This window comes from Desulfovibrio sp. SGI.102 (assembly GCF_050314315.1).
GTDB lineage: Bacteria > Desulfobacterota > Desulfovibrionia > Desulfovibrionales > Desulfovibrionaceae > Desulfovibrio.
In genome coordinates, this window is sequence record NZ_JBNPNC010000037.1 from 1 (window position 1) to 16,611 (window position 16,611).

General features: G+C 62.3%; 17 protein-coding genes and 1 other RNA gene. 7 read left to right on the top strand and 11 right to left on the bottom strand.

Annotated features, from left to right (window positions below):
• Positions 1–262 precede the first annotated feature (262 nt).
• The 7 genes from dtd to ACQRCJ_RS08740 form a co-directional block, all read right to left on the bottom strand.
• A complete protein-coding gene (gene dtd / locus ACQRCJ_RS08710; protein ID WP_427799643.1) occupies positions 263–769 on the bottom strand; it encodes a D-aminoacyl-tRNA deacylase in 507 nt (168 codons plus the stop codon).
• Positions 769–2,508: a long-chain-fatty-acid--CoA ligase gene (locus ACQRCJ_RS08715; protein WP_168935763.1), complete on the bottom strand. Its 1,740-nt coding sequence runs from the start codon at positions 2,506–2,508 to the stop codon at positions 769–771. The genes dtd and ACQRCJ_RS08715 overlap by 1 nt, the downstream gene beginning before the upstream one ends.
• A complete protein-coding gene (ispD, locus tag ACQRCJ_RS08720) occupies positions 2,505–3,743 on the bottom strand; it encodes a 2-C-methyl-D-erythritol 4-phosphate cytidylyltransferase (protein ID WP_304026074.1) in 1,239 nt (412 codons plus the stop codon). The genes ACQRCJ_RS08715 and ispD overlap by 4 nt, the downstream gene beginning before the upstream one ends.
• Positions 3,744–3,763: 20 nt before the next feature.
• An RNA gene (gene rnpB / locus ACQRCJ_RS08725) (RNase P RNA component class A) lies at positions 3,764–4,127 on the bottom strand.
• Positions 4,128–4,140: 13 nt separating this feature from the next.
• Complete coding sequence (locus tag ACQRCJ_RS08730) at positions 4,141–4,917, bottom strand: zinc ribbon domain-containing protein (protein WP_168935761.1); 777 nt, start codon at positions 4,915–4,917, stop codon at positions 4,141–4,143.
• 10 nt (positions 4,918–4,927) lie between these two features.
• The gene (locus ACQRCJ_RS08735; protein ID WP_427799645.1) at positions 4,928–5,722 is read right to left on the bottom strand and encodes a Nif3-like dinuclear metal center hexameric protein; all 795 of its coding nucleotides are present in this window, start codon (positions 5,720–5,722) and stop codon (positions 4,928–4,930) included.
• Positions 5,723–5,915: 193 nt separating this feature from the next.
• Positions 5,916–6,728, bottom strand: a complete 813-nt coding sequence (locus ACQRCJ_RS08740) for a phosphoribosylformylglycinamidine synthase subunit PurQ (RefSeq protein WP_006004563.1) — start codon at positions 6,726–6,728, stop codon at positions 5,916–5,918.
• A gap of 208 nt (positions 6,729–6,936) precedes the next feature.
• Between ACQRCJ_RS08740 and ACQRCJ_RS08745 the strand changes: the two genes are divergently transcribed.
• The 7 genes from ACQRCJ_RS08745 to ACQRCJ_RS08775 all read left to right on the top strand — a co-directional run bounded on the left by ACQRCJ_RS08745 (position 6,937) and on the right by ACQRCJ_RS08775 (position 13,358).
• Positions 6,937–8,580 (top strand): CTP synthase, encoded by a 1,644-nt coding sequence (locus ACQRCJ_RS08745; protein WP_304038447.1) that lies wholly within the window; start codon positions 6,937–6,939, stop codon positions 8,578–8,580.
• A gap of 178 nt (positions 8,581–8,758) precedes the next feature.
• Complete coding sequence (gene rpoN, locus ACQRCJ_RS08750) at positions 8,759–10,189, top strand: RNA polymerase factor sigma-54 (protein WP_204625251.1); 1,431 nt, start codon at positions 8,759–8,761, stop codon at positions 10,187–10,189.
• A 22-nt stretch (positions 10,190–10,211) separates the two neighbouring features.
• Positions 10,212–10,751 carry a ribosome hibernation-promoting factor, HPF/YfiA family gene (gene hpf, locus ACQRCJ_RS08755; RefSeq protein WP_204625252.1) on the top strand — a complete coding sequence of 180 codons (540 nt, stop codon included), beginning with the start codon at positions 10,212–10,214 and terminating at the stop codon, positions 10,749–10,751.
• Positions 10,752–10,792: 41 nt separating this feature from the next.
• Positions 10,793–11,695 (top strand): RNase adapter RapZ, encoded by a 903-nt coding sequence (rapZ, locus tag ACQRCJ_RS08760; protein ID WP_303931423.1) that lies wholly within the window; start codon positions 10,793–10,795, stop codon positions 11,693–11,695.
• A 68-nt stretch (positions 11,696–11,763) separates the two neighbouring features.
• Positions 11,764–12,207 (top strand): PTS sugar transporter subunit IIA, encoded by a 444-nt coding sequence (locus ACQRCJ_RS08765; RefSeq protein WP_006004575.1) that lies wholly within the window; start codon positions 11,764–11,766, stop codon positions 12,205–12,207.
• Positions 12,208–12,212: 5 nt separating this feature from the next.
• Positions 12,213–12,674: a PTS sugar transporter subunit IIB gene (locus ACQRCJ_RS08770; protein WP_204625254.1), complete on the top strand. Its 462-nt coding sequence runs from the start codon at positions 12,213–12,215 to the stop codon at positions 12,672–12,674.
• 105 nt (positions 12,675–12,779) lie between these two features.
• The gene (locus ACQRCJ_RS08775; RefSeq protein WP_303933878.1) at positions 12,780–13,358 is read left to right on the top strand and encodes a hypothetical protein; all 579 of its coding nucleotides are present in this window, start codon (positions 12,780–12,782) and stop codon (positions 13,356–13,358) included.
• A 145-nt stretch (positions 13,359–13,503) separates the two neighbouring features.
• On the opposite strand, the gene ACQRCJ_RS08780 is transcribed toward ACQRCJ_RS08775, so the two are convergent.
• From ACQRCJ_RS08780 to ACQRCJ_RS08795, 4 genes are all read right to left on the bottom strand, one after another.
• Positions 13,504–14,472 carry a rhomboid family intramembrane serine protease gene (locus tag ACQRCJ_RS08780; RefSeq protein WP_303930419.1) on the bottom strand — a complete coding sequence of 323 codons (969 nt, stop codon included), beginning with the start codon at positions 14,470–14,472 and terminating at the stop codon, positions 13,504–13,506.
• A 54-nt stretch (positions 14,473–14,526) separates the two neighbouring features.
• Complete coding sequence (gene rpmB, locus ACQRCJ_RS08785; protein ID WP_040369119.1) at positions 14,527–14,739, bottom strand: 50S ribosomal protein L28; 213 nt, start codon at positions 14,737–14,739, stop codon at positions 14,527–14,529.
• Positions 14,740–14,925: 186 nt separating this feature from the next.
• Positions 14,926–15,405 carry a hypothetical protein gene (locus tag ACQRCJ_RS08790; RefSeq protein ID WP_303930418.1) on the bottom strand — a complete coding sequence of 160 codons (480 nt, stop codon included), beginning with the start codon at positions 15,403–15,405 and terminating at the stop codon, positions 14,926–14,928.
• 64 nt (positions 15,406–15,469) lie between these two features.
• Entirely contained in the window at positions 15,470–16,606 is a 1,137-nt protein-coding gene (locus tag ACQRCJ_RS08795; protein WP_427799646.1) for an NAD(P)H-dependent flavin oxidoreductase, read from the bottom strand.
• Positions 16,607–16,611 lie beyond the last annotated feature (5 nt).

Sequence of the window (16,611 nt, forward strand, 5' to 3'; positions counted from 1 at the left end):
CTCTAAATAGAATCAACCGGATCCAGAAAAAAATCTATTCGATGGGAGTTTGTGGGACGCGTTGCTGATGATAGGCAAGATCTGGTAGGAAAACGAATTCTAGATTTACCGAATGGCCTACAAAATCCTTGTGTATATTCGAATTCGTTAAAACGTAAATTGCGTTGTTCATAAAAAGGGGCAGCTGTTTTTGCAGCTGCCCCTTTATTCTTCTTTACGGAAAAGAGGATATTACTGTTGGTTAAACTCGGTGAGAGATTTACTATAAACAAGGCTTCTGAGTGTGCAGATGCGGCAGCACCTCGCGGGAATCCAGCCATATGGTCACGGGGCCCCAGTTGATGAGGTGGACGCGCATGTCCGCGCCGAACACGCCCGTAGGCACGGGGCGGCCGCTTTCCTCGCTGACTTTCCGGGTGAAGCGGTCGAACATCTCGCGGGACCAGGCAGGATCGCCGGCATGGGAGAAGGAGGGGCGGCGGCCCTTGCGGCAGTCGGCATACAGCGTGAACTGCGGCACCAGCAGGACATCGGCCCCGCAATCCCGGGCGGAGCGGTCGAACTTGTCGCAGCGGTCTCCTTCGCCGGGGAAGATGCGCAGATCCAGTAGCTTGCGCGCCATGCCTTCAAAAACAGGACTGTGGTGGAAGTCCGGGCCGTCTTCGTCACCAAAGCCGGTCATGGCCAGCAGGCCCTTGCCGATGGCGCCGGTGGTCTGGCCGTCTACAGTGACGGCCGCTTCGAGGACACGTTGAACCAGGAGTCGCATCAGTCCTCCTTGGCGGTCGCGGCACCGTCCTGCCGGGCGGCGTGGCGGGCAGCTTTCTTGGCCTGTTTGGCCATCTCTTCTTCACGCAGGGCGCGGCGCAGGACCTTGCCCACGATGGTCTTGGGCAGTTCCTCGCGGAATTCCACCAGGCGGGGCACCTTGTAGGAGGCCAGGCGCTGGCGACACCAGCCCACGATATCGGCCTTGGTCAGTTCCACGCCGGGACGGGGCACGATATAGGCCTTGAGGGCCTCGCCGCGCACGCCGTCGGGGATGCCGACGCTCACGCCTTCCAGCACGTCGGGGTGCTCCAGCAGGACTTCGTCCACTTCACGCGGATAGACGTTGTAGCCGCCCACGATGACCATGTCCTTCTTGCGGTCCATGATGAAGAAATAGCCTTCCTCGTCCATGACGGCCAGGTCGCCGGTATAGAGCCAGCCGTTGCGCAGGGCGCTGGCGGTCTCGTCGGGCAGGTGCCAGTAGCCCTGCATGACCTGCGGGCCACGGATGACCAGTTCCCCCAGCTTGCCCACAGGCAGGGGGGCGGTGCCGCTTTCGCTGTCCACGATGCGGGCATCGGTGCCGGGCAGGGGCATGCCGATGGAGCCTTCTTTCTGCTTGCTGTCTTCGCGGGGATTGATATGCGTGATGGGCGAGGCTTCCGTCAGGCCATAGCCTTCGAGGATAATGGCACCGGTCAGCTCCTGGAAGTGGCGGAAAGTATCGCGGGGCAGGGGAGCGGAACCCGAGATGCAAAGCTTGATACAGGTCAGGTCATACTGGCCCAGGGTCTTTTGCTGCAGCAGCGAGCTGTAGACCGCGGGCGCACCGGGGAAGACCGTGGGGCGGTGCTTGCCGATGAGGTGCAGCACGTCCTGGGGCACATAGCGGGGCAGGGGCAGCACCGTGGCGGCCAGGGCGGCCGGGATGGTCAGGCCCGTGGTCAGACCGTAGACGTGGAAAAAGGGCAGCAGGCCCACGAAGCGGTGTTCCGTTTCGGGGGTCTCCTGGATGATGCTCAGGATCTGGCGGCAGTTGGTGCCCAGATTGCTGTGGGTCAGGGCCACGCCCTTGGGGATGCCGGTGGTGCCGCCGGTATATTGCAGCAGCGCGGGCGTGTTCTGCGGGTCGGCGATGGGTTCGCTCAGGGGCTGGGCGCCCCTGCTGAAGTCCTTCCAGGCGATGACCTTGTCATCATAGGGGATGGGGACGGCCTTCTGGCGGCCCTTGGTGAAACGGTAGATGAGGTTCAGCGGGAAGGAAAGGGCGTCGGCGATGCCGGTGACCACATAGGTCTTGACGGGCAGACGGTCACGCAACGGAGCCACGCGGGGCCAGAGCATGTCCAGCAGGACAAGGCATTCGGCACCGGCGTCATTGAGGTTCTGGAGCAGCTCCCGTTCCATGTAGAGGGGGTTGACCATCACGGCCACGGCCCCGCATTTGACCACGCCCCAGAAGGCGATCATGGTCTGGGGCAGGTTGGGCAGCATGACGGCCACGCGCTGGCCCGGCCGGATGCCCGCGCGGCGCAGGGCCCCGGCAAAGCGTTCCGCGGCCTCATGCAGGGCCTTGTAGCTCAGGCGGGTGTTCTGGAAGATCAGGGCCGGGCGCTTGGGATAGCGTGCGGCGGCCTCATCCAGCAGGCTGTACAGGGGCTGGTCGAAAACAGTGACGGTACGGGGAACGGACGGTTCGTAATGGGAGAACCAGGGACGGTGCAGCTCGGGGGTCATGCCATTTCCTTGGTGTTGCGCGAGTGAGGGGGAAGCTGGAACGCCGTGGCCACGGCATAGGCCTTGATGCCTTCACAGGCACCGGTAAAGCCCAGCTTTTCTTCCGTGGTGGCCTTGATGTTGACCGAGTCCGCACCCAGGCCCAGCAGGCGGGCCACGTTCTTGCGGATCTCTTCACGATGGGGAGCCAGTTTGGGGGTCTGGGCCACGACGGTCAGATCCACGTGGCAGAGGGTCAGACCGGCATCCCGGAAGCGTTCCAGCACGTCGTCCAGAAGGACAGCAGAGGAAATATTGTCGAAACGGGCGTCGGCATCAGGGAAAAGACGGCCGATGTCGCCCAGGGCCGCGCAGCCCAGCAGGGCATCCATCAGGGCATGGAGCAGGACGTCGCCGTCGGAATGGGCGATGACCTCGGGAGCATTGGGGATGATGATGCCGCCCAGCTTCATGGGGCGGCCGCTGCCGTAGCGGTGGACGTCATAGCCCATGCCCACGCGCGGCACCGGCATGACGGGGGAGCGTTCTTCCAGCAAGGCAAGGTCCTCGGGATGGGTAATCTTGATATTGGCGGCTTCGCCCGGCACCACCAGTACGGGGTGCCCGTGGGCTTCCATCAGGGCTGCATCGTCCGTGGCCGCGCGTCCGGCGGCGCTTTCCTGCCGGGCGGCATCGTGGGCGGCCAGGAGGGGAGGCAGGGCAAAGCCCTGGGGGGTCTGCACGGCACGTAGCCGGGCACGGGGCGGCGTGTCCGTCACAAGATCGTCGCAGACGACCTTTATGGTATCCGTGACGGCAAGGCCCGGGATGACGGCCACGGCACCTGCGGCGAGCGCATCGCACACACGGTGGACGAGGGCTGCGCTCATGAAGGGCCGCGCACTGTCGTGCACCAGCACATGCGTGGCTTCCTTGGGCAGGGCGGCCAGCCCGTGGCGCACGGAGTCCTGCCGTTCCGCCCCGCCGGCCACGGCCAGCCAGGGGATGCCGGGATCCTCGTCGCGGGCCAGCTGGGCCAGGCGCTGTTTTTCTTCTTCCAGACAATCCTGGGGGAAGACAAAAACAAGGCCCGCCACGGCCCCGGAACGGGCCAGAGTGCGGGCTGAATGCCAGTAAAGGGGAACCCCTTTCCAGAGCAGGAACTGTTTGGAGTGGCCGCCTGTAGCGGCGGACAGGCGCTTGCCCTGTCCTGCGGCCAGAACGAGGGCCCAGGGACGGACGGGAATTCGTGTCATGCTGTACTCGCAAAAAAACAGGCAGGAGTCGAACGATAAGCCGGGTTCTGTTCGCGCCGGGGCGCGCGATCGCCATTCCTCTAGAAGAGCAGTTGCCTGCCCTCTCAAGCAGCCTACCCGGAAGGTATGGCCGGGCCAGCCTCCTTCCCTATTTGGCCTTGCTCCAGACGGGGTATGCCGAGCATGCCGTGTCACCACGGCATCTGGTGGTCTCTTACTCCACCGTTTCACCCTTACCCGGCCGGTACGGGACCGGCCGGGCGGTTTGCTTTCTGTGGCGCTGTCCGAAGGTCGCCCTTCCTGGACGTTATCCAGCGTCCTGCCCTGTGGAGCCCGGACTTTCCTCTCCGGGCCAATGCCCGCAGCGGCGATCTGTCCGGCTCCTGCCTGTTGATTTTTAGTCCACCAGAGTCTTGGGTTTGGCCGGAGCGGCCTGCAGTTCCATATCCGGGAAGTGCTCGTTCCAGAAGATCAGGCGCTGGCAGTTGGGGCAGCTCAGGATCTGCTGGCCGCGCTGCAGTTCGATGAAGGACTGCGGCGGGATGGCGATGTGGCAGCCGGAGCAGATGCCTTCGCGCACACCGACGATGACGGGATGCTCAAGACGCTTGCGGATGAATTCGTACCGCACGAAGACGGGCTGGGGGATGACGCCGGCGGCATGCTGGCGCTTTTCTTCCAGTTCGGCCAGCTTGGCCTGGGCCAGCTGGATCTTTTCTTCCAGGCCGTCGCGGCGCACTTCCAGTTCGGCCTGGAGGGCGCCATGGGTCAGGTCCAGCTCGGCCAGGGCTTCGTTCTGGCGCTGCACCTCTTCCATGAGGGTCATCTTTTCTTCCTCACGGGAGCGGTTGATCTTTTCCATGCTGTCCATTTCGCGCATCATGGCATGGTATTCGCGCGTGTTTTCCACCTGCATGAGCTTGTTCTTGCTCTTCTTGATGCGGGCGGAGTCGTCGTCGATCTCCATGGCGAGGCGCTTCTGCTGTTCCTGCAGGTGGGTCAGCTTTTCCACGATGCGTTCGCGCTGGGCGTTGCTGGCATCGAATTTGGCCTGCAGCTCGTCCAGCTGGCGGGGAGCGGATTCCAGTTCCTGACGCACGGCAAAGATGGCGTCGTCCACTTTCTGCAGCTCGACAAGCTGGCGGATCTGGTCAAGGTAGACAGCGGTGCTCATGAGGTTCCTCCTAAAGAACGCGGGGATGGACAGGCTGGAAAGGGGAGGCCGAAGGCACGAAGACGACTTCGAGCATCGGGCAGGCGTGCTGCAGGTGGATGGCGGCACGCCGCATCATTTCTTCTTCCAGGCTGTGATGGCCCACGTCGAAAAGACAAAGTTGCGTATCCAGCGCCGTATGGTATTTGACGTCGCCGGTGATGAAAATGTCGGCACCCGCGGCGCGGGCCTCCTCCAGCAGGGAGGATCCCGAACCGGTGCAGTAGGCCACCCGCCGGATGCTTTCCGGGCAGGGGCCGCTGACGGTGGCGGTGCTCAGGTCGATGTGCGCGGCCAGCATGCCGGCCAGCTGCCGCAGGTCCACGGGCTCGGCCAGATCGCCGGCCAGGCCGAAGCCGTGCGGCAGATCCACCGTGCCGGGGCCGGTGGGTTCCAGCACGGCCAGATTGTTCAGATGCAGCTCGCGGGCCAGCCAGGACACCGGGCCGTCGCTGTTGACGTCCAGCGAGGTATGCGCGGCGTAAAGCGGCACATCGTTGGTCAGCAGCAGGCGCAGGACTTCGTGGTAATGGTCGATGCGGTTGGGCAGCGAAGGCTTGAGCGCCAGCGGATGATGGCTGAGGATGCACTGCGCACCGAGCTCGAGCGCGGCCGAGACGGAAGCCGGGCTCGGATCGAGGCAGACAGCCAGACGCGTGGCGTCGGTCCTGTGCGCGGCCACCTGCAGGCCCGAAACGTCCCAGGACGCGGCGCCCTGCAGGGGGGCCATCTGTTCTATGATGCTAATGATCTCTGCTATATGCATATCGATCCCTCACAGTAAAAAAGCACTTCCCTGAAACCAGAAAAGTGCTTTCAAAAGCAAAGGGCGGCAGGCTCGCTGCAAATGATCGACACCTGTGTCTGCGACCACTGGGGCCGTAACCAGCAAAATGGTTCAAAGAATTTAGCTGGCCCTGAGCCCACTGTCAAGCGGGAAGTCCCCTCCCTTCCTTATATTAAAGGGCGCGCAGGTAGCGCACGGCGTTGGAGAACAGCTGGGTGGCCGGGGGCACGTCGATGGAGCCGCGGGTCCAGGTGGGATAGTTGGTCACATGGTGGAACGCTTCGGGGTGGGGCATGAGGCCCAGCACGCGCCCGCTGGGATCCGTCAGGCCGGCGATGGCCAGGCTGGAACCGTTGGGGTTGAGCGGATATTCCATGGTCGCCTTGCCGGTCTCGGGATCGGCATACTGCAGGGCGATGAGGTTTTCATCGGCCAGGCGCTGCAGGGTGGCGTCGTCACGGGCGATGAGCTTGCCCTCGCCGTGGCGCACGGGCATGGCCATCATGGGCAGATCCTTGGTGAAGACGCAGGGGCTCTTGGGGTTGGGCAGCAGGTGCACCCAGCGGTCTTCGTAACGGGCGGAGTCGTTGTGGCTCAGAGAGACCTGGCGCTCGAAACGGTTGTTGTCCAGGGCGGGCAGCACGCCCAGCTTGACCAGAAGCTGGAAGCCGTTACAGATGCCCAGGATCAGTTTGCCGTCGTTGATGAATTCGGTCAGGGACTGGAGCAGGGGAGTGCCCGTGCTGTCCTTCAGATAGCGCCAGCGCATGCTGGCAGCCTGGGCGGCACCCAGGTCGTCACCATCCAGGAACCCGCCGGGGAACACGAGAAAATGGTAATCGCTCAGGCGGACTTTGGCGGCCACGATGTCGGAAAAGTGCACGACGTCAGCGCGGTCGGCACCCGCGAGACGGGCGGCGTGGGCGGTTTCGAGATGGGAATTGGTGCCATAGCCGGTGATGACGAGAGTATTGACTGTGCCCATGCGGCAGAAGCCTCCTTGCAAGCGGTAGCCACAAAGGGCCACTATAGAAATGGAAAAAGAGACTACCTGCAAAGTTTATAATAGTCAATGCTGGTAAAATGATTCGGATTGGTGTAAAACCTCCCGATTGCGCGAGGGCGGTTTGCCCGGGCGCAGCACATGCGGTCCGGACCACGGTCCGCTGTATGTCATCAAAAGGTAGGAGTTCATGAAAACCAAGTTCATTTTTGTTACGGGCGGTGTGTTGTCTTCCCTGGGCAAGGGCCTTGCCGCGGCTTCGCTGGGCGCCCTGTTGCAGACCCGGGGACTTTCCGTCACCATCCAAAAGCTGGATCCGTATATCAATGTTGACCCCGGCACCATGAATCCCTTCCAGCACGGCGAAGTGTTCGTGACCGATGACGGGGCCGAGACCGACCTGGACCTGGGCCACTACGAGCGTTACCTCAACGTGCCCATGTCGCGCAAGAACAATACCACTTCCGGTGCCATCTACAACCACGTGATCGCCAAGGAACGCCGGGGCGATTACCTGGGCGGCACCGTGCAGGTGATCCCCCACATCACCGACGAGATCAAGCGCACCGTGCTTTCCCTGGCCGAAGGCGACAACGCCCCTGACGTGGCCATCATCGAGATCGGCGGCACCGTGGGCGACATCGAAGGCCTGCCCTTCCTGGAAGCCATCCGCCAGCTCAAGTCCGAGCTGGGCCGCGACAACTGTCTGAACATCCATCTGACGCTGGTGCCCTACCTCAAGGCCGCCGGTGAGCACAAGACCAAGCCCACCCAGCACAGCGTCAAGGAACTGCTTTCCATTGGCATCCAGCCCGACATCATCCTCTGCCGCTGCGAGCACAGCATCCCCGAAGAGATGCGCCGCAAGATCGCCCTGTTCTGCAACGTGGATCAGGATGCCGTGTTCTCCTCCGTGGACGTGGGCAACATCTATGAAGTGCCCCTGCGTTTCTACGAGGAAGGCTTCGATCAGAAAGTGGCCATCATGCTGCGCCTGCCCGCGCGCAACGCCCACCTGGAAGACTGGAAAAAGCTGGTCTACGACTGTGCCAATCCCCAGGGCAGCGTGACCATCGCCATCGTGGGCAAGTATGTGGACCTGAAGGAAGCCTACAAGAGCCTGCATGAAGCCCTGATCCACGGCGGCGTGGCCAACCGCGTTTCCGTGAACCTGCGCTACGTCAATTCCGAGAACGTGGACGACGGCAACGTGGCCGCCACCTTTGCCGGCTGCGACGGCATCCTGGTGCCCGGCGGCTTCGGTTACCGCGGCGTGGAAGGCAAGATCGCCGCCATCCGTTATGCCCGTGAGAACCGCATCCCCTTCTTCGGCATCTGTCTGGGCATGCAGTGTGCGGTCATCGAGTTCGCCCGTCACGTGGCCGGTCTGGAAGACGCCAACTCCGAAGAATTCGATCCCCTGAGCGCCCACAAGGTCATCTACCTGATGACCGAATGGTTCGACTTCCGCACCAAGAACTTGGAAAAGCGCGACGCCGAGAGCGACAAGGGCGGCACCATGCGCTTGGGCGCCTACCCCTGCAAGATCATCCCCGATACCCGTGCCTTTGAAGCGTACGGCAAGGAACTGGTGGAAGAACGCCACCGTCACCGCTACGAGTTCAACAACGCCTTCAAGGATCTGCTGGAAGAAAAGGGCATGGTCTTCAGCGGCACCGCCCCCGACGGCTCCCTGATGGAGATCGTGGAACTGCCCGACCATCCCTGGTTCCTGGGCTGCCAGTTCCATCCCGAGTTCAAGTCCCGTCCCATGGCGGCGCATCCCCTGTTCCGCGAATTCATCAAGGCCGCCAAGAACAACCACAAGAAATAGGGCTTTTGTGCAAGAAAAGCCGTTCAGGACGCTCCGCTGGCGCGGGGCGTCCTTTTTTATGCAATGACTTGAAATATTCCCTTTTTTGTGCTCCCAGGCCAGCCTCCCTTGCCTATTGGTGCAGCATGTGGCATGGTATTTGAAACGTAGAAAATTTTTACTGACAGGATAGCACCCCATGGCATTGGAACTTCGTCAACAACTCAAATTGTCGCAGCAGCTGGTCATGACCCCCCAGCTGCAGCAGGCCATCAAGCTGTTGCAGCTTTCTCGTGTCGAACTTCTGGAGACCGTCCAGCAGGAATTGCTGGAGAACCCCTTCCTGGAAGAGGCCCCAGCCAATGAGCCCGTGGCTCCGCAGGATCAGGAGGAGCCGCGGCACGAGAAGCCCCAGGACGAAGTCTATGACGAAGACCTTTCCCGCAATGCCGACTGGGAGGAATATCTCGGCGAATTCGCCAGCACGCCGCGCACCTCGCAGGGGCGGGAACTGGAGATCGCGGAAGAGATCTCTCCCCTGGAGGCCCGTTACTCGGCCAAGCCCACGCTGGAAGGCCATCTGCTCTGGCAGCTGCATCTTTCTACCCTGACGGACGAGCAGAAGGAGATCGGCGAGATCATCATCGGCAATCTGGGCTCGTCGGGCTATCTGCGGGCCAGCGTGGAAGAGATCGCCGAGATGGCGTCCACCACGCCGGAGGCCGTGCAGACCGTGCTGGAGCGCGTACAGCTTTTCGACCCGGTGGGCGTGGCGGCCCGGGATGCCCGCGAATGTCTGCTGGTGCAGCTGAAGAGCCTGCGCTACGACCGTGACCCCATCCTGCTGGAACTGGTGCAGTCGCATCTGGAAGATCTGGAAGCCCACCGCTACAAGCCCCTGCTGCGCAAGTTCAAGCTGGATATGGAAGGCCTGCGCGAGTACCTGGACATCATCCAGTCCCTGGAGCCCCTGCCCGGTGCCAGCTTCGACGGCAGCGAGCCCACCTATGTAAGCCCTGACGTCTTCGTGTACAGCGTCGGTGACGAGTTCGTCATCCTGCTCAATGAAGATGGTTTGCCGCATCTGCAGCTCTCCAGCATGTTGCGTGATGGCGTTCCCTCCTGTAATGAAAAAGAGAAGGACTACGTTTCAGAAAAGGTGCGTTCCGCATCCTGGCTCATCCGCAGTCTGTACCAGCGGCAGCGGACGCTGTATAAAGTGGTGGAGAGCATCGTCAAACATCAGCAGCCCTTTTTCCGTGACGGCGTCACCAAGCTCGCGCCGCTCATCCTCAAGGATATCGCCGACGATATCGGGATGCATGAATCCACGGTCAGCCGCATCACCACCAACAAGTATGTGGCGACGCCGCACGGCATCTTCGAACTGAAATTTTTCTTCAACAGCGGGCTTGAACTGGACGATGGAAGTCAGGTAGGCTCAGAGAGCGTCAAGGCTCTGATCAAAAAGTTCATCGCTGGCGAAGATCCCAAATCGCCCCTGAGCGACGAGCGGCTCGGCGAGCTGCTCAAGGAACAGTTGAAGGTCAATATCGCACGGCGCACGGTGGCCAAATACCGCACGGCGCTGAACATCCCCTCATCCTCAAAGCGCAAGGAACATTTCTGATTCCTGCACCACGGGAGGTTCTATGAACATTGCTTTCACTTTCAAGAACTTCGAGGCCTCCGATCATCTGAAGAAGTATGCCCGTCGCCGCATGGAGAAGATGGGACGCTTTTTTGGCAAGGCTTCCGGACTGGAAGTCGGTGTTGTGCTTACTGTGGACAAGTTCCGGCATCGCTGTGAAGTGACCATCGCCGGCGAGGGGCTGCACCTGAGTGCTTCCGAGCAGTCTTCCGACATGTACGCCGCCATCGACCTTGTGGTGGACAAGGTCGAGGCCCAGATCAAGAAGCACGTCTCGCGCGTCAAGGAACAGCGCCGTCAGGCCCGCAACGCCAGCGTGGACGTCTTCACCTACAACCTGGAAGCCGATCCCGATGAAGAACCCGCCGTGGTGGGCACCGAGCGCTTTGCGCCCAAGCCCCTGCATCTGGACGAAGCCCTGATGCAGCTGGAATCCATCGGCAGTGAGTTCCTGGTCTTCATCAATGCCGAGACCGACCGCGTCAATGTGGTGTACCGCCGTCGCATCGGCGGCTATGCCGTCATCGACCCCGTCCTGTAAAGACTTCGGGGCCCCCGCAAGGGGGCCCCTTCGAGATTGCCATGAGCCAGACACCATCCGAGGGCGCGGCAGCGCCTGTCCAGGTCTGTATAGTCACCGGCCTTTCGGGGGCCGGTAAAAGTACGGCGCTGCGGGTCTTTGAAGACCTGCGCTATTTCACTGTGGACGGGTTGCCTGCCGGGCTGGCCGTCGAGATGGTGGAGATGATGCGGCGCGGATCCATGGAACGCTTCCGGGGCATGGCCCTGGGCATGGACATGCGCCAGCAGGACTTTCTGGAAGAGCTCAATGTGGCCCTTGCCCAGCTTTCCGAGCACGGGGTCCGGCCCATACTGCTTTTTCTGGAAGCCGGAGCGCAGGAGCTCATGCGCCGTTATGCCACCACCCGCCGGCCCCATCCGCTGGAGCGTGAGGGCATGGGCCTTGAGGATGCCCTGCACGAGGAACGCACGCGTCTGGCCCCCGTGCGCGAGATGGCGGATCTGGTCATAGATACCAGCCGTTTTTCCATCCATGACCTGCGCCGCGCCATCCAGAAGCGCTGGAGCAGGACGTCGGGCAAGCTGCGGGCCATCCGGGTCAACGTCATCTCGTTCGGCTTCAAGTACGGCGTCCCGCGCGAGGCGGATTTCGTCTTTGACCTGCGCTTTTTGCCCAATCCCTATTTTGTAGAAAAATTGCGTCCCCTCAGCGGCAAGGACAAGGCTGTCCGTGACTATGTCTTTGCCCCCGAGGCCGCGCAGGAATTCGAGAAGAAGCTTTTTGACCTGGTGCGCTTCATGCTGCCGCAGATGGAAGCGGAAGGCCGCTACCGGGTCGCCATCGCCGTGGGCTGTACCGGTGGCCGCCACCGTTCCGTCGCCACGGCCGAGGCCCTGTTCCAGATGCTGCGTCAGGCGGATTATCCGGCCAGTATCGAGCACAGGCACCTTGAACTTGGCTAGGAAAGCTGGCACTCTTGGCCTTACGTGCTGCATTTTGCAGAAATTTCAGTTCCAGCGCGAGGTATGTCATGTCGGAACAGCAATCTTCCACCCAGGTCGGCATCATCGTTGTCGCTCATGCCGACTATGGCTCTGCCATGCTGCGCACGGCGGAGTTCATCCTTGGTACCCTGAGCGACTGCACCTCCATCAGCGTGGACATCGCCCAGGAAGTGCCCGAGACCGTGCGCCGTCTGGATGATGCCGCCCAGCGGCTGGACAAGGGCGCCGGGGTCATCATCCTCACCGACATGTTCGGCGGCACCCCCACCAATCTGGCCCTCTCCCTGCTGGGGAGCCATAATGTGGAAGTCGTCACCGGCGTCAACCTGCCCATGCTGCTCAAGGTCTTCACCTGTCGCGAAAAGCCCCTGGCCGAGCTGGCCAAGCTGGCCGGAGAGGCCGGAACCAAGGGCATCGTCGTGGCCGGCAGCATGCTGCGTTCCCGGAACAAAGAAAAAACAGGCGATTGATCCGTATGCTCTGGTTCAGAGTGGACAACCGTCTGGTGCACGGGCAGGTCATCGAAGGCTGGCTGCCCTATGTGGCCGCCCGGCACCTGATAGTTGCCAATGACGCCATGTCGGCGGACCTTCTGCAGCAGCAGATCGTCTCCTTGGCCGTGCCGGAGCAGGTGGCCATCCACTTCGTACCGGTGGACGCCCTGCTTGAGACCCTGGCCTGCTGTGGCGAGAGCAGCCTCGTCCTCTTTGCCGACTGCCAGGATGCCCGCAGGGCCCTGGAGAGCGGCGTCGACATCCGGGCCCTCAATATCGGCAATCTGCACTACGCACCGGGCAAGATCCAGGTCTTTCCGCATGTGGCCCTTTCCGAACAGGACAGGGAGGACTTGCGGGCCATGCTGCAACAGCAGGTAGAGCTGGATTTCCGCTGTGTGCCTTCCGACAAAATCCGGGATGCTTATGAGCAGCTTCTCTGATGCCCTCTGGCTGGGCGTGCAATACGCTTTTTTTTTGTCCTCGCGGGGGTAGCCCGTTCCTCCTTTGTCTTCAGGCTGGCTGACAGGCCCCTGTTCTGGGCCCTGTTGCTGGGCGGCCTTTCCGGCCAGTGGCAGCCCGCGCTCTCGCTGGGGATCGTGGTGGAGCTGCTCTGGCTCGATGTCATCGCCCTGGGCAGTGTGGTCCCGCCTTTCGGGACCCTGGCCTTCCTGCTGCTTTTTCCCCTGTCCATCATCCCGGGCTGGTCTAAGGCCCATCAGTTCCTGGCCCCCCTGATGTTCGCGGTATTCGCGGCTTACGGCGCCAGCTATGCGGAGCGCTACCAGCGGGTGGCCCTCAATCCGTTGGTGGATCTGGTCACGGCGTGGTTCACTTCCGGTCGCGGCTGTACGCCGGGGCAGGCCGTAGCGCTGGGGGCCGTGGTGCGCGCTGCCTGGCAGTTCTCGCTCTACATGCTGTGCTATGTGGCCTTGTGGCTGGCCTGTGATCTGCTGGGAGAGGCGATATTCCTTTTTGAAGGGCAGATGGGCTGGCCCGTACTGTTTGCTGCCAGCATGGTGGGCGGCATCCTTTCTTTGCGCACCCGCCGGGCGTATGCCTGCCTTACGGGAATGTTCGTGGCTGTCTGCGGCTTTTTGGCCGTGACCAGACTGGACATGTTCTAGGAGCTGCCGGGCGCTTCCGGGGAACAGATCCTTCATCACCTTGCCATAAAAAAGCTGCGTCCTGCACGGCATTGCCATGCGGACGCAGCTTTTTTCGGTCGCCATCCGTGGTGGCGGACAGTGCCGGAGGGAGATGGTTTCGCCGTCATCCCTGTTGAAAAGCCTGTATCCAGGCCAGCACGGGCAAGAGCAGGGCCAGCAGGGCGGACAGCCATTGCGGCAGGCCCGGCCAGCGCCGTCTGGTACGCAGAGCCTCCCAGAAACCGAGGGTCATGCCGGCCACCAGGCCGCAGATGTGGGCCAGATAGTCCACGTTCCCTTCGCCCATGCCCCACATGGCCAGAATGCCTACGCCGGCCGCCAGCGGCAGGTAGCGCTTGCTTTCATGATGCAGGACCATATACCCGGCCAGGGCTCCGATGGCCGCGAAGACAGCCGTGGAAAAGCCCAGGCTGAGGACGAATTCCCGTCGCAGCGCCACGGTGAGCAGATTGCCGAGCCCGCCGCCCAGCACGGTCAGCAGCAGGGCCCGTCCCGGACCTGTCAGCCGGGCCAGCAGGGGCAGCATGATGCCGCCCAGCAGGACATTGCCGCCCAGGTGGGCGGCGTCGGCATGCAGGGTCAGGGCCGTGAACAGGCGTTGCCATTCTCCGTAGATGCGCAGGCGGACGTTGTCCAGCGCTCCGGCCTGTTCCCAGCCCATTGGGAGGGGCAGCCCGTCGGGCAGCGGCCACCAGCCGCTGCGCAGGCCGTGCCAGAGGACGAGCAGGAGCAGGGGCAGGGCAGCCAGCCAGCAGCGGGCATGGAGCGCGGGCGGCAGGCCGCGGAGTGCCGGAGGGCGCTGCTTTTCCGCATGGAAGTGCTGCAACTCCTGCCGGGCCAGACCTTCCAGCAGGGCAGGTACATAGATGTATTCTTTTTGGCGGAAGCGCCATAGCTGATGGGGCAGACCGCAGGCGCTGAGCACGAGGATCATTTCCTGGCGCTGGTTGTAGGAGGTGATCCCCTCGGGGCCGGTGAGGGAACGCCAGTGGAACGGCAGGGGACGCGGGCGGCGCTGGGCGTGCCAGTACCCCGCAAAAGGGGCAGGCAGGCGCAGAAGGCGGGGCTTCATAGCAAAAAAGCCCCGATTGCAGTGGCAACCGGGGCTTTGCGGACAAAAAACAAGTTAGTCCTGCTTGGCGCGGGCGGCGGGCTTGGTCACCACACCGGAGCGCAGGCAACGGGTACACACGGTCAGGGTGCGCACGGTGCCGTCAGCGAACTGATGACGCACGCGCTGCAGGTTGGGGTTGAAGCGGCGCTTGGTCTTGATGTTGGAATGGCTGACAAGATTGCCGACCTGGGGCTTTTTGCCGCAGAAATCGCATTCTTTGCTCATGATGTCCTCCGTATATGCAGAAAACTGTGTGTATCGTTTATGCGGCAAAGCCGGGTAACAGCGGCCGCGCATTGCGCAGGCAATGAGCCATGCATCCAGCATGGCCGCGCAAGCAGTTCCTTTACCCAAGCTTTGCCAAAAAGGCAAGCCTTTTTCCGGGAAAAGCCCAAATTTCTTTGCTGCGGGCTATTTTTCGGGCGCCAGGCATGGGCAGAGCATCTGGCGCCGGGGCAGGGCGGCCCCTTCCGGAGGGCGACATCCTGCCTGTCCGGCTTCCGTATGCGACAGCAGGCGGGCATGGACGCGGCAGCCGATGGCGTAGGGGGGCAGCCACTGCCGCCACTGTGGTGTCGCGGCGTCGATGGCAAGCCGTGTCAGATCCGGGCAGGCGGTGCAGGAAGCACAGGGGGCATCCGGCAGTTCCAGCACGCAGCAGGCATCCGGGGATTGCTCCAGCGTGGCCATGAGGCTGACGGTGCGGTGGCGCAGATCCAGCTCGGTATCCATGACCGTGGCGCAGGCCTCGGCATCATAGCCCAGTTCTTCATAAGCCATCCAGATCACTTCGCCGTTCATGCGCCCGTACAGGGGATGGCTGTTCCGCAGGCGTTTTTTTTCAGCATCGGGCAGCGTGGCGCTGTCCACCAGGGGAAGGGTGTCATCCATGGTCCTCCAGAGGCAAAAAAAGGGGCCGGCAGGGCCGGCCCCAGGATGATGGATGAGGCGGGCGTTACTTCAGCAGGCCCTGCAGGGTCTGCTTGCCCTTGCTGATGGTCTGGTCGAATTCCTGCTGCAGGGATTCCATCAGTTCCTTGACGGAAACGATGCTGTTGACCCGGGCCACGTTGGCGCCGCAGAAGGCGAAGCCGCGTTCCAGGTTGCCCTTCATGGCGCTGATGAGGGCCTGGGCGATGCAGTAGGGCGTCTTTTCCTGGTCGCAGGTGCAGGTATGCACGCAGTGGAAGACGCATTTGAAGGGCTTTTTGTTGCCCTGGCGGGCGGCCTCGATGAAGTCGTTCTGCAGGGCGCGGCCGGGCATGCCCACCGGGCTCTTGATGATGGTGATGTCTTCCTCGCGGGCAGCAATGTAGCTCTGCTTGAAGCGGTCATCGGCATCACATTCCTTGGTGGCCACGAAGCGGGTCCCCATCTGGACGCCGGAAGCGCCGAGGTCGAGGAATTTTTTGATGTCTTCGCCGGTGTAGATGCCGCCGGCGGCGATGACGGGCACGGCGCGGCCTTTCTGGTCTTCAAGGCGCTTGGCGGCTTCGACCACCTGGGGGACCAGGACTTCCAGGGCGAAGTTCGGGTCGTTGATCTCTTCACGCTTGAAGCCGAGGTGGCCGCCGGCCTTGGGGCCTTCCACCACGAAGGCGTCGGGCAGGTAGTCGAAGCGGGAGAGCCACTTGCGGGCGATCAGGGTCGCCGCGCGGGCGGAAGAGACGATGGGGACCAGCTTGGTCTTGAACTCTTCCTTTTTTTCTTCGCAGGCCTGCAGGAGATGCTTGGGCATCTCCAGGGGCAGACCGGCACCGGAAAAGATGATGTCGGCACGGTTTTCGATGGCCGTGCGCACCATCTGGCTGAACGTGGTCAGCGCCACCATGATGTTGACGCCGATGATGCCCTGGGTCTTTTCCCGGGCCTTGGTCAGCTCCTGGCGCAGGGCGCGCAGGTTGGCTTCGATGGGGTTCTTGGCCACGTCGGGCTCTTTCATCCCGATCATGGCTCCGGCGATGACGCCGATGCCGCCCTGATTGGCAACAGCAGAGGCGAGGCCGGAAAGGGAAATGCCAACACCCATGCCGCCTTGGACGATGGGCATTTTAGCGGTCAGGTCTCCAATGGACAAAGAAGGAAAAGCCATGATGC